A 12,707-nucleotide genomic window follows, 5' to 3' on the forward strand; every position below is an offset into this window, starting at 1 on the left:
CGGCCCCCTCATCCTTCCAGCAGGCGTGCATACATCCGGCGGACGTGATCCTGGCCGCCAAAGAACACCCCGATCACTTGCACGATTTGCCTCGGCTCATCGATCCGGAACCAATAGATGGCCCGCTCGATCGTCAGGTGTCGCAGCCCGGGAAGAATGTCATCGTGCATTGTACCCCGATGGGGTGCGGCCAGGATGCGTTCAGCAGCGGCACGAATTTCGGTGGTGCGAGCACCTGCATGATCGAGAGCGGACGCCGCGGTTTCGCCGAGGCTGCGGTAGCTATCGAACAGATGGGTAAGGATAAGGTCGAAGTCCCTCTCGGCCCAGGCAGAGAATTCAATCCTCAATGCCATGAGCCCGGCGTTTTGCCTTGATCAGCGCCGCAATCCGCTCGTCCATCTGTGCCCCGCTGATGAAGGGGCCGTTCAGACGGGGTTCGAGGATCTTTCGCAACGCTCTGCGGTCCAGTTCGTCGTCGTCAATCCGCTGCCGCAGGAGGTCGACCCCCTGTTGCAACACGGCGCTCACGCTCGAGTAACGACCAGCCTCCACCAATGCCTTGGCGAAGGCATATTGTTCATCCGTCAGGGAAACCGATGATTTGATGGTCATGCCGCCATGATGCTACCAGGTAGTACCATGGTCAACATGGCCACCGTTCCATCGCCTGCTCCACGCCTGTCGTCGCCTTGAAATTTCATGAGACCGCCGGGCTCACGGCAAACCGCTCGGGCAGTTCGACTTCGAGCGGCAATGGGATATTTGCACATAAGCGCTTATCATCTTATGTTCATATACTCAAACAAACTATCCGGGAGCCTGCCATGGCTGACACCGCGCGCTGGACCGTCTCCGTGTCCAAAGAAACCGACATTGCCGTGCGCAGCTTCATCGCGCAGCGCGGCGGCAAGAAGGGCGACCTCTCGAAGTTCATCGAGGAGGCTGTGAAATGGCGCGTGCTCGATCAAAGCCTGACCGAGGCCCGCAGCAAATTTGCCGACCTGCCGGCCGACGAGCTGCAAGCCCTGCTCGATGAGGCCGTGGCTGCGACGCGCGCACCGCAGACGCGGTAAAGGTGCGCCTGGTTCTCGATACCAATATCCTGGTGAGCGCGTTGCTGGCGGGCACCTCGCTGCCCGCGCACCTGGTCATGCTGTGGCGGGAAGGCTGGTTCGATCTGCTGACCTCAGCCGAGCAGATCGACGAGTTGAGGCGTGTCACCCGCTACCCGAAGATCCGGGCACGCCTCGCGCCGGCGCTGGCCGGGCGGCTCGTCAACGAAGTGCGCGCACTGGCCATCGAACTGAAGGATCTCCCCACCGTCACGGCCTGCGCCGACCCGCATGACAATTACCTGTTGGCGATGGCCATCGCCGGCGAGGCCGATTTCCTCATCACGGGCGACAAGCGCGACCTTCTCGGCATGCAGCACCACGAAGGCACCCGCATCGTCACGGTGCGCGACTTCCTCGCCATGCACCGGCGACTGCCTTGAGCTACCGCAGCTTGAGATCTTCCGCGACGCCGAAAACCACCCTTATTTCTGCCCTTCTTTTGGCCAATTTTTTCCGCCCATCATTAAAAGAACGAAAATTGCAGCCCCCAAAACAATGTCGGCGTAAAGAAGTAGTGTCAGCGTGTGACCATCTTCCACTGTTATGTAGACCGTAACCTGCTTGACAGAAAACGCAACTATCCTTCCTGCGCCAGGGTCAGGCTGTTGCGGATAGTGAAAAAAGACATTCAGCAAATGCGTGTGATAGAGCCAGGTACTCACCGCCACGGTTGTCACCACGCGTAAGAGAATTGCTATAATTCTTTTACGCAACATCTAAGGCACCTCGCTGGTGGAACTCGGGGGACACGGAACTCGGGGGACACAATACTGAACTCAGGACGCCAGCCGCCCCCCGCCTCGCCCCTCACAACTCCGTCACACTCGCCACGCCCACCGTCGCCTTGAAATTCTGCAACACGGTGGGGCTGACCGCAAACCGCTCGGGCAGTTCGAACTCCAATTCCCTGCCCTCCTCCTCGAAGTCCAGCACCACCGCGACCCGGCCCTTGCCCTTCGGCGTCTTGGCCAGGACGCTCTTGAGGCCGTCGATCGCCTTGGGATCGCTCAAGTAGACGCGCAGGCCGGCGGCGCTGTTGGCGACGACCTGGTCGAGGGATTGGATCGCCAAGGTGGTCAGGCGGACCATGTCGTTGTCGATATAGCCGTCGACATCGACCAGCACCGCGGTGCCGGGCTCCAGCAGGGGCCGGGTCATGACCAGCACCTCAGAGAACACAGTGAGTTCCACCACGCCGGTCTGGTCGGTCAGTTTCAGGAAGGCGAAGCGGTTGCCGCTCTTGGCGACCTTTTCCTGGCGCGAGAGGACGATGCCGGCCAGGCGCAGCTTGGTGCCCGTGGGCCGGCGCCGTTCCGTCTGGTCGACCTTGGTCTGGCCGCCGGCGATGCGCCGTTCCACCTGGATCAGCTTGGTCACGCCTAAGCGATCCAGTGACTTGCCATAGCCGTCCATGGGATGGGCCGAGAGGTAGAAGCCGATGGCGTCGAACTCGTGGGCGGACTGGTCCATGGCCGTCCAGGGCGGCACCTCGGGCAGGGCCAGGGTATCGGCCGGCGCCGCGGCCCCGCCGCCCCCGCCGAACAGGCTTTCCTGCTGGCTGGCGCGGTCGCGGGTGGCGACGTCGGCATGGCGCACGATCGATTCGGCGCCTTGGAGAACCTTGGCCCGATTACGCTCCAACTGGTCGAAGGCGCCGGCCTTGGCCAGGTTCTCGATCTGCCGGCGGTTCAGCCACTTGGGGTCCAGCCGGCCGGCGAAATCCGCCATGGTCTTGAACGGGCCCGCGGCCTCGCGCTCGGCCAGGACCTTCTCGATCGCGTCGCGGCCGATGATCTTGATCGCGGCCAGGGCATAGCGCACACAGCCCTTGCCGTCCTTGTCCTCGACCGCGAAATCGGCGTCGGAGCGGTTGATGTCGGGCTGAAGCAGGGGGATCTGCATCCGCCCCAGTTCCTGGCGGAAGACGTTCAGCTTGTCGGTGTTGGCCATGTCGAGGGTCATCGACGCGGCCAGGAATTCCACGGGGAAATTGGCCTTGAGATAGGCCGTGTGATAGGCGACCAGGGCATAGGCGACCGCGTGGCTCTTGTTGAAGCCGTAGCCGGCGAACTTGTTGACGAGGTCGAAGATCTCGTCGGCCTTCTTGGGCGCAACGCCGCGCGCCTGCGCCCCTTCCACGAAGCGGACGCGCTGCTGGTCCATCTCCTCCTTGATCTTCTTGCCCATGGCCCGGCGCAGCAGGTCGGCCTCGCCCAGACTGTAACCGGCCAGGATCTGGGCGATCTGCATCACCTGTTCCTGGTAGATGATGACGCCGTAGGTCTCCTTCAGCACGCCTTCCAGGGTGGGGTGCAGATAGTCGGGCTTCTCCTGCCCGTGCTTGCAGGCGATGTACTTGGGGATGTTGTCCATCGGGCCGGGGCGGTACAGCGCCACCATGGCCACGATGTCTTCGAAACAGTCGGGTTTCAGCTTTTTGAGCGCATCGCGCATGCCCGACGATTCAAGCTGGAACACGCCGACCGTCTCGCCCCTGGCCATCATCTCGTAACTGGGCACATCTTCGAGCGCCAGGGCCGAAAGGTCGATCTCGATGCCCCGCTTGGCGATCAGCTTCACCGCCAGGTCCAGCACGGTCAGCGTCTTCAGCCCCAAGAAATCGAACTTCACCAGCCCCGCCGGCTCCACCCACTTCATGTTGTACTGGGTCACCAGCATCGAGGAGCGCGGATCGCGGTAGAGCGGGATCAGCTCGACCAGCGGCCGGTCGCCGATCACCACGCCGGCGGCATGGGTCGAGGCGTGACGGTAGAGGCCTTCGAGCTTCAGCGCGATGTCGATCAGGCGCTTCACCGTCTCGTCCTCGCGCCGCGCCTCTTGCAGGCGCGGCTCCATCTCGATGGCCTGTTCCAGGGTCACCGGGTTGGCCGGGTTGTTGGGCACCATCTTGGCCAGCTTGTCGACCTGGCCCAGCGGCATTTCCAGCACGCGGCCGACGTCGCGCATCACCGCGCGGGCCTGCAGCTTGCCGAAGGTGATGATCTGGGCCACCCGCTCGGCCCCGTATTTGTCGACCACGTAGTGGATCACGCGGTCGCGCTTGTCCTGGCAGAAGTCGATGTCGAAGTCGGGCATCGACACGCGCTCAGGATTCAGGAAGCGTTCGAACAGCAGGCCGAAGCGCAGGGGATCCAGGTCGGTGATCTGCAAGGCCCAGGCAACGACCGAGCCGGCGCCCGAACCGCGGCCCGGCCCCACGGGGATGTCGTGGCGCTTGGCCCATTGGATGAAGTCGGCAACGATCAGGAAGTAGCCGGGAAACTTCATCTTCACGATGACGTTGAGCTCGAACTCCAGGCGTTCCCAATAGGGTAGCGCGATTTTCTCGCGCGTCGCCTCATCAGCGTCCTTGGGCAACACATGCCGTTTCAGGCGCATCTCCAGGCCTTGCTTGGCCATGCGCCGCAGTTCCGTCTCCTCGTCATGGCCGTTGGCACTGGGGAACGGCGGCAGGATCGGCGCGCGGGTGCGGGCGCGCACGGCGCAGCGCCTGGCGATCACCAGGGTGTTGTCCAGCGCCTCGGGCAGGTCGGCGAACAGGGCGCGCATCTCGTCGGCCGAGCGGAAGCGGTGCTCGGGCGTCAGGTGCCGGCGCTCCTCGTTGCCCACGGTGGAACCCTCGGCGATGCACAGCAGGGCGTCGTGGGCGGGATAGGTCGCCTCGTCGGCGAAATAGCAGTCGTTGGTCGCGACCAGGGGGATGCCGCGGGCATAGGCGAGATCGATCAGCGGCCCCTCGGTCGCCTCCTCCTCGTCCAGGCCGTGGCGCTGCAGCTCGATATAGAGGCGGCCGGGGAACATGGCCTCGAAGCGGGCCAGCAGGTCGCGGGCAACCTCGCCCTGGCCCTCGTAGAGCATGCGGCCGATGGGCCCTTGGCCCCGCCGGTCAGGCAGATCAGGCCCTGCGCACGCTCGGCCAGGCGATCGAGGGTCACTTCCGGCGGGCGGCCGGGCTCGGCATCGATGAAGGCGTCGCTCGACAGCGCCATCATGTTGGCCCAGCCCCGGGCATCCTGGGCCAGCAGCACGATCGGGTCCGGGTCGGGCCGGCGGCCCTGGCGCTCGCTGGCGCCGGGCGGGGCGATCGACAGTTGCAAGCCCATGATCGGCTGCAGCCCCGCTTTCACCGCGCCCTCGGCGAATTCGACCGCGCCGAACAGGTTGTTGGTATCGGTGACCGCGATCGCCGGCATCCTGGCCTTGGCGGCATAGTCGATCAGCTTCTTGACCGGAATCGCCCCTTCCGACAGCGAATAGGCGGTGTGAACGTGCAGGTGCACGAAACCGGCATGGGGCATGGGTCAAGACCTTGCTCTGGAACTGTCATTCCGGCGAAGGCCGGAATCCATCGTCGACCAGTGCGCGGCGGATAAATGGATTCCGGCCTTCGCCGGAATGACGACAAAGAGATAGTGAGCGAGTCGGCGGCCGAGGTTAAGCGGGAACCAATCGGCCCTCGTGCAGGGCGACCGTCCGGTCCATGCGCGCGGCGAGGGCCGGGTTATGGGTCGCAATCATCGCCGACAGGCCGAAGTCGCGCACCAGGCGCAGCAACTCGTCGAACACCAGGGCCGCCGTGCGCTCGTCGAGATTGCCGGTCGGCTCATCCGCCAGCAGCACCTTGGGCCTGTTGGCCAGGGCGCGGACGATCGCGACACGCTGCTGCTCGCCGCCCGACAGCTTGGGCGGTCGATGGCTGGCCCGTTCGCCCAAGCCGACCTGGGCCAGCAGGGTCAGTGCCCGCTCGTGCGCCGCCGCCTTGGGCACGCCCGCCACCATCTGCGGCAGCATGACATTCTCGGCCGCGCTGAATTCCGGCAGCAGGTGATGCGACTGGTAGACGAAGCCCAGATGCTCGCGGCGCAGGCGGGTGCGCACGCTGTCCGACAGGTCGCCGGCGGATTGCCCGCCGATCAGCACGCGCCCCTTGGTGGGTTTCTCCAGCAGGCCGGCGATGTGCAGCAGTGTGGATTTGCCGGTGCCGGACGGGCCGACCAGCGCGACGATCTCGCCGGGATGGATCTCGAAATCCACCCCGCGCAATACGTCCAGCTTCGCCGCGCCCTGGATGAAGGTCCGGGTAATCCCGTCGAGCTTCAGGCTGGCCTCACTCATGGCGCAGCGCCTCCACCGGGTCGAGCCGAGCCGCCCGCCAGGAGGGATAGAGCGTGGCGAGGAACGACATGATCAGCCCGACCACGACAACCGTCGCGGTTTCGCCCACTTCCATCTTCGCCGGGATCTTGGAGAGGAAATAGATCTCGTCAGGAAACAGGCGCGCGCCTGTCAGGTTCTGCAGCAATTGGCGGATCGATTCGATGTTGTCGCAGAAGACGACACCCAGGAGGAAGCCGCCCAGCACGCCGATGACGCCGATCGACGCGCCCGCGATCATGAACACCCGCATGATCGAGCCGCGGCTGGCGCCCATGGTGCGCAGAATGGCGATGCCCCTGCCCTTGTCCTTCACCAGCATGATCAGCGACGAAATGATGTTGAGGGACGCGACCAGCATGATCAGGGTCAGGATGATGAACATCACGTTGCGCTCGACCGCCAGGGCCCCGAAGAAGGTAGAATTTGTTACCTGCCAGGTTACTGAGCGCAGCGGCTTGCCGGCGTCGGCCATCTGGGTCAACTGGCGGGCCACGAGCGGCGCGCTATCAGGATCGCGCAGCATCACCTCGATGGCGCTGACCCCCTCGCCCGTGCGGAAGAAGGCGCGGGCCGCATCGATCGGCATGAAAATGAAGGTCGAGTCATATTCCGCCATGCCTAGGCTGAACAGGGCCGCGACGCGGTAGGCCTTCAGGCGCGGCGTGGTGCCGACCACGGTGGCCGTGCCGGTCGGCGACAGGATGGTGACGCTGTCGCCGACCGCGACGCCCAGGCGTTCGGCCATGCGGTTGCCGATCATGACGACATCGTCACCAACCAATGCGTCGAGCGAACCGCCGGTGATATTCTTGGCGACCAGGGGCATCCGCGCCAGATCCTCGCGCGACAGGCCCCGTACCAGTCCGCCGCCGGCCTGGCCCCGAAACGTGACCATCACCTGCGCCTCGACCATGGGCATGGCCGTGACCACATCGGAAACGGTCTCGAACTTGCGGGCCAGCGCCACGTAATCCTGAACCGGTCCGAACTGCGCCTGGACTATCACATGGCCGTTGACGCCCAGGATCCGCTCCATCAGGTCGGCGCGGAAACCGTTCATCACCGCCATCACGATGATCAGCGCGGCGATGCCGATGGTAATGCCCAGCAGCGTCAGCCAGGCGATGACGGAAATCGAGCCTTCCTCTCGCCTTGCGCGCAGGTAACGCCCGGCAAGCATCAGTTCAAAGCGGCCAAACATCCTTCTCTCCCAGCCGCTCAGGCGGCGGTCAGGGTCGCGACGACGGCGTCGAGGGCCAGTTCGCTGCGCTCGCCGGTCTTGCGGTTCTTCAGCTCGACGATGCCCTTGGCGAGGCCGCGCGGCCCGACATGCACCTGCCAGGGCAGTCCGATCAGATCCATGGTGGCGAACTTCGATCCGGCCCGTTCATCAGTATCGTCATAGAGCACATCGATTCCGGCGGATTCGAGGCCGGCATAGATTTTCTCGCAGGCGGCGTCGACCGCGGCATCGCCCGCCTTCAGGTTGACGATGCCGACCTTGAACGGTGCCACGCTGGCCGGCCAGATGATGCCGGCGTCGTCATGGCTGGCCTCGATGATGGCGCCCACCAGGCGCGACACGCCGATGCCGTAGGAACCCATTTCCAGCTCGATGGTCTCGCCGTTGGGGCCTGTCACCACGGCGCCCATGGGCTTGGAATACTTGGTACCGAAATAGAAGATGTGGCCGACCTCGATGCCGCGCGCCGACAGGCGCTTGTCGGCCGGCACTTCCGCCTCGAAACGGGCGGCGTCGTGCTTCTCGTCGGTCGCGGCGTAAAGCCCGGTCCAGCGCTCGATCAGGGGCTTCAAATCGCCCTCGAAGTCGATCGTCTCGCCCAGGATATCCTGGTCGATCAGGTCGCCGTGGCAGAACACGGCGCTTTCGCCGGTCTCAGCCAGGATGATGAACTCGTGGGACAGATCGCCGCCGATCGGGCCGGTATCGGCCGCCATGGGGATCGCCTTCAGGCCCAACCGCGCATAGGTGCGCAGATAGGCGACGAACATCTTCTCATAGGCGCGGCGCGCCGCGTCCTTGTCGATGTCGAAGGAATAGGCATCCTTCATCAGGAATTCGCGGCCACGCATCACGCCGAAGCGCGGGCGCACCTCGTCGCGGAATTTCCACTGGATGTGATAGAGGTTCCGCGGCAGGTCGCGGTAGGACTTGATGCTGTCGCGCACGATCGCGGTGATCAATTCCTCGTTGGTGGGCCCGAACAGCATGTCGCGCTCGTGGCGGTCGGTGATGCGCAGCATCTCCTTGCCGTAAGCCTCGTAGCGGCCGGACTCGCGCCACAGGTCGGCCGACTGGATCGTCGGCATCAATAGTTCGATGGCGCCCGCACCATCCTGCTCCTCACGCACGATGCGCTCGATGTTGCGCAGGACCTTCAGGCCCAGCGGCAGCCAGGAATAGATGCCGGCAGCCGACTGGCGCACCAGGCCGGCGCGCAGCATCAGGCGGTGCGAGACGATCTGCGCTTCGGCCGGGTTCTCACGCAGAATGGGCAGGAAATAACGGGACAGGCGCATGGGGGCTTCTCTTTGGACAGGCGGCGAAGGTAGGGAAATCGGGGCGGGCACGCAACGCCCGTGCCGCACCATCGGCAGGCTTTTCTGGACCCCATGCCAAGTCTGCCGCCCGCGACGCGACCTTTCGCCTCGTTCGACTTTGGTCTAAGATCAAGCCGCCTTTTGCATGCTCAAAAGCATGAGTTTCTGCGCTCTTGAGCCTGTTTAACGGGCATGCTGCACGAAATCATGGCAATCATGTGGAAAATGCGTGACTCCCATGCGCGACTTGAGTAGCATCCATCGCGCAAAGGAGAGCCGGTTGGCTCACCCAAGTTTAGGGAGGAAGCGTCACCAGGAAATCAAGGCCGTAAAATAACGGTCAATGGTGATGTCAAATGGTGCAGAGTTGTGCGCAAGGCCCTTCGGGGCCTTGTGTCGTTTCGGGCGGCTCAATTCTTGCCCAGCCGAAATCCAGCGTAAAAAAATAGCATTAAGTGAAAAGGCTCATAGCCTTCATTGCTGGCCCATGGCAAAGATTCCAGGTGCCTGAGAAGCACGGCCGCCGGCCGCAATAATGCGCCGCAGCAGCATTAAATGAGGGAAATATGCGCGCTAGCTTGTTGCTCCGCAGCAGCGTGACGATGGTTGCTTTGCTTTCCGCGGCACCCGCCTTCGCCGAAGATCTGGAATTCACGCTGAACAACGTGACCAGTTCCGATCTGGTCGAATTCTACCTGTCACCCGTGGGCGTCAGCAATTGGGAGGAAAACCTGCTCAACGGCGCCTTCCTTCCTGCCGGCAACACCATCCAGGTTACCGTCGGCGACGGCCGCACCGTATGCACCTACGATGTGCTCTCGGTCTTCAAGGACGGCGACAAGGTCGAGGAGCGCGGCGTCGACCTATGCACCCTGGGCAGCTACACGCTGCACCAGTGACCGGTATCGCGGCGGGTGAGGCCAAGCCCTCGCCCGCTTGCCGGCTCAGGGCTGCTGCATGAAGGCGCGGTAGCCGATCAGGTCGTAGTCCACGACCACCCAGAAGATCGCCAGCAGCACCAGGGTAATGCCCGTCGTGATCAGCGCCTTGCGCTTCAGGTTCGGGCGATAGGGGATGCCGTGCGGGCTGCCCGGCTCGCGCTCGACACCCGCTTCCTCATGGCTGCGCACGCCCCAGGGCAGGACCATGAAGAACACCAGCCACCAGACGATGGCAAAGAAGACGATGGCGCCGAGCGGAGTCATGGGCAGAACCTAGATCAATTTTCCAAAAAGCTGAAACATCGATACGTCATCCCCGCGAAGGCGGGGATCCACTGCTGTGACAGACCGGGTCTGCTCCAGTACGCCCCGGCGGTGGATCCCCGCCTTCGCGGGGATGACGCGCTTCCATCCAAAGGACGCACCCTGGTCCTGCAATGTCACCCCGGCAGGCGGATGACCTGGACGTCGGTGACCGGCTTGCGGCCGGTGATGCGGTTGGCGGCGCGGCGGGCGGCCTGGCGGGCGGCTTCGGTCAAGGAATCGATATCGGTGCGCCCGCGCGGCAAGGCGGCCTTCACCGCCTCGGCGATCTCGGCGGCAAGGTCGCCGTCCTCTTCCTCGGCAAGCCCCGCGATCACCACCTCGGGCTCGGTCACGGCCTTGCCCTTCGCATCGACCACCAGGGTGACCACGATGTGGCCGGCGAAGGCCATCTTGCGGCGCGCGACGATCGCCGGATCGTCGACCTCCACGATCAGGTCGCCGTCCACCGCCAGGCGGCCGGCTTCGACCTCGCCGATGATATCGGGGGCGCCGGGCGCCAGGCGCAGGACATCGCCGTTCTTGATGATCGGGGCGTGGCGCACCTGCAGCGTCTTGGCGAAGGCGGCATGCTCGACCAGATGCCGGGGCTCGCCATGCACCGGCACGGAGATCTGCGGCCGGACCCAGGCATACATGGCGGCCAGTTCGTCGCGATTGGGATGGCCCGAGACGTGGATGAAATTGCCTTTTTCGGTAATGACCTGGACACCGGCCGAGGCCAACTGGTTGTGGACGTCGCCCAGCGTCAATTCATTGCCCGGGATGATCTTGGACGAGAAGATGGCGGTATCACCGCGCGTCAGCGAGATGTGGCGGTGCTCGCCCCGGGCGATGCGGGCCATGGCGCCGCGCGGCTCGCCCTGGCTGCCCGTGCACATGTAGAGCACCTTGTCCTTGGGCAGGTAACCGGCCTCGTCCTCGCCCAGCACGGGCGGGAAATCGGCCAGGTAGCCGGTTTCCTTGGCCGCCTCGACGACACGGTGCATCGACCGGCCGACCAGCACCAGATGACGGTCGGCCTCGGCCGCGGCCACGGCGATCGACGACATGCGGGCGACGTTGGAGGCAAAGGTGGTGACGGCCACCCTGCCCTCCAGCGGGCCGATCAGTTCGATCAGGCTTTCCCGCACGGCGGCCTCGGAGCCCGAGGTGCCGGGCGAGAAGACATTGGTCGAATCGCAGACCATGGCCAGCACGCCGCTGGTCCCCAGTTCCTCCAGCCGCTTGCGGTCGGTGGTGGCGCCGACCAGGGGTTCGGGATCGATCTTCCAGTCGCCCGTGTGCAGCACCGTGCCGAAGCCGGTGTGGATGGCGACCGCATTGGGCTCGGGGATCGAATGGGTCAGGGTGATCAGTTCGCAGGCGAAGGGGCCCAGTTCCACCTTGCCGTTCATGGGCAGGATGTTCAGCTCGACCTCGCGCTCCAGCCCCGCCTCGGCCAGCTTGCGCCGGACCAGCGCCGCGGTGAAGGGCGTCGCATAGATCGGGCATTGCAGGCGCGACCACAGGTAGGGCACGGCGCCGATGTGGTCCTCGTGGGCATGGGTCAGCACGATGGCGATCAGGTCGTCGCGCCGGTCTTCGATGAAGGTCGGGTCGGGCAGGATCAGGTCGATGCCCGGCTGGCGCTCGTCGGCGAAGGTCATGCCCAGGTCCAGCATCAACCACTTGCCGGCGGTGCCGTACAGATTGAGGTTCATGCCGATCTCGCCCGAGCCGCCCAACGGCACGAACAAAAGCTCATCGGCCTTGGGGCGACGGGTGAACAGCTTGGGTGTCGGGGGTGTCGCGCCGCGCTTGCTCATGCGGGGGTGCCGGCGGCGGTGGCGAAGAAGACATCGCCGGCCGTAATCGCGCGCCTGGTGCCGTTGTCGAGTTTCAGGTCCAGGGCGCCCTCGGGTCCCAGCCCGGCAAAGGTGCCCTCGATCGTCTCGTGGGACAGGCGCACGGTAACCCGCCCGCCCAGGCCGGCCGCGCGGGCAAGCCACGCCTCGCGCAACGGCGCGATACCGTCGCGTTCCCACTGGGCGATCCAGAAGGACAGGCGCGGGAGAATTGCACGCAACAAATCGGCAGCAGCCACATCAAGACCCAGGGTTGCGGCGACCGAGGTCGCCGGATAGGGCGTTTCGCCCGGAAAATGGTAGAGGTTCACCCCGGCGCCGATCACCAGGTATTCAAGCCCGCCATCATGGCCGGTCGCGGATTCAAGCAGAATGCCCGCCACCTTGCGCCCATCCAGCAGCACGTCGTTGGGCCATTTCAGCGCGAAACGCGCACCCTGCCCGGTTACCTGGGCCAGGCCCTCGTGCAGGGCGATGGCCGTGGCGAAGGAGAGTTCGGCCGCCCGGGCCGGCCCGGTCCTGGGCCGCAGCAGGGTGCTGAAGAACAGATTGCCCTGCGACGAGACCCAGGGCCGGCCACGGCGACCGCGACCGGCGGTCTGCCGGTCGGCAATCAGCGCGATGTCACCGGGGTCGCCCGCCGCGGCACGGCGGCGGGCTTCCTCGTTCGTCGAGTCGATCTCGGCGAAGTGGACAACCCGCCAGCCGGCGATACCGGGTCCCTCGGTTCCTGTCAT

Annotated in this window: 12 protein-coding genes and 1 pseudogene; 3 read left to right on the plus strand and 10 right to left on the minus strand. The window is 64.8% G+C overall.

Features of this window, described 5'->3' with window-relative positions:
* Window positions 1-8: 8 nt before the first annotated feature.
* Together D3874_RS10785 and D3874_RS10790 are read right to left on the minus strand one after the other, a co-directional pair.
* Entirely contained in the window at window positions 9-356 is a 348-nt protein-coding gene (locus tag D3874_RS10785) for a type II toxin-antitoxin system RelE/ParE family toxin (RefSeq protein WP_119778085.1), read from the minus strand.
* A complete protein-coding gene (locus D3874_RS10790; protein WP_119778086.1) occupies window positions 340-615 on the minus strand; it encodes a ribbon-helix-helix domain-containing protein in 276 nt (91 codons plus the stop codon). Before D3874_RS10790 ends, D3874_RS10785 begins: the two co-directional genes overlap by 17 nt.
* Before the next feature lie 212 nt (window positions 616-827).
* Between D3874_RS10790 and D3874_RS10795 the strand changes: the two genes are divergently transcribed.
* Both D3874_RS10795 and D3874_RS10800 read left to right on the plus strand, forming a co-directional pair.
* The gene (locus tag D3874_RS10795) at window positions 828-1,076 is read left to right on the plus strand and encodes a ribbon-helix-helix domain-containing protein (RefSeq protein WP_119778087.1); all 249 of its coding nucleotides are present in this window, start codon (window positions 828-830) and stop codon (window positions 1,074-1,076) included.
* Between the two features lie 2 nt (window positions 1,077-1,078).
* On the plus strand, window positions 1,079-1,498 hold the full coding sequence (locus tag D3874_RS10800; RefSeq protein WP_119778088.1) for a putative toxin-antitoxin system toxin component, PIN family: 420 nt from the start codon (window positions 1,079-1,081) through the stop codon (window positions 1,496-1,498).
* Window positions 1,499-1,540: 42 nt separating this feature from the next.
* Here D3874_RS10800 and D3874_RS27945 read toward each other — a convergent pair whose 3' ends face one another.
* From D3874_RS27945 to proS, 5 genes and pseudogenes are all read right to left on the minus strand, one after another.
* The gene (locus D3874_RS27945) at window positions 1,541-1,786 is read right to left on the minus strand and encodes a hypothetical protein (protein ID WP_147385620.1); all 246 of its coding nucleotides are present in this window, start codon (window positions 1,784-1,786) and stop codon (window positions 1,541-1,543) included.
* Between the two features lie 139 nt (window positions 1,787-1,925).
* A pseudogene (gene dnaE, locus D3874_RS10805) lies at window positions 1,926-5,437 on the minus strand (DNA polymerase III subunit alpha).
* 136 nt (window positions 5,438-5,573) lie between these two features.
* Complete coding sequence (locus D3874_RS10810; RefSeq protein ID WP_119778089.1) at window positions 5,574-6,254, minus strand: ABC transporter ATP-binding protein; 681 nt, start codon at window positions 6,252-6,254, stop codon at window positions 5,574-5,576.
* Window positions 6,247-7,497, minus strand: coding sequence for a lipoprotein-releasing ABC transporter permease subunit (locus tag D3874_RS10815; RefSeq protein ID WP_119778090.1), 1,251 nt, complete (start codon window positions 7,495-7,497; stop codon window positions 6,247-6,249). The genes D3874_RS10810 and D3874_RS10815 overlap by 8 nt, the downstream gene beginning before the upstream one ends.
* 17 nt (window positions 7,498-7,514) lie before the next feature.
* Window positions 7,515-8,837 carry a proline--tRNA ligase gene (proS, locus tag D3874_RS10820; protein WP_119778091.1) on the minus strand — a complete coding sequence of 441 codons (1,323 nt, stop codon included), beginning with the start codon at window positions 8,835-8,837 and terminating at the stop codon, window positions 7,515-7,517.
* Between the two features lie 623 nt (window positions 8,838-9,460).
* Here proS and D3874_RS10825 point away from each other — a divergent pair.
* Complete coding sequence (locus D3874_RS10825; protein WP_119782251.1) at window positions 9,461-9,757, plus strand: hypothetical protein; 297 nt, start codon at window positions 9,461-9,463, stop codon at window positions 9,755-9,757.
* Between the two features lie 45 nt (window positions 9,758-9,802).
* Here D3874_RS10825 and D3874_RS10830 read toward each other — a convergent pair whose 3' ends face one another.
* The 3 genes from D3874_RS10830 to D3874_RS10840 form a co-directional block, all read right to left on the minus strand.
* The gene (locus D3874_RS10830; RefSeq protein WP_119778092.1) at window positions 9,803-10,063 is read right to left on the minus strand and encodes a DUF1467 family protein; all 261 of its coding nucleotides are present in this window, start codon (window positions 10,061-10,063) and stop codon (window positions 9,803-9,805) included.
* A 176-nt stretch (window positions 10,064-10,239) separates the two neighbouring features.
* Window positions 10,240-11,931: a ribonuclease J gene (locus tag D3874_RS10835; protein ID WP_119778093.1), complete on the minus strand. Its 1,692-nt coding sequence runs from the start codon at window positions 11,929-11,931 to the stop codon at window positions 10,240-10,242.
* Window positions 11,928-12,707: a biotin--[acetyl-CoA-carboxylase] ligase gene (locus D3874_RS10840; RefSeq protein ID WP_119778094.1), complete on the minus strand. Its 780-nt coding sequence runs from the start codon at window positions 12,705-12,707 to the stop codon at window positions 11,928-11,930. The genes D3874_RS10835 and D3874_RS10840 overlap by 4 nt, the downstream gene beginning before the upstream one ends.

Source organism: Oleomonas cavernae (genome assembly GCF_003590945.1).
In the GTDB taxonomy this organism is placed as follows: Bacteria; Pseudomonadota; Alphaproteobacteria; order Zavarziniales; family Zavarziniaceae; genus Zavarzinia; species Zavarzinia cavernae.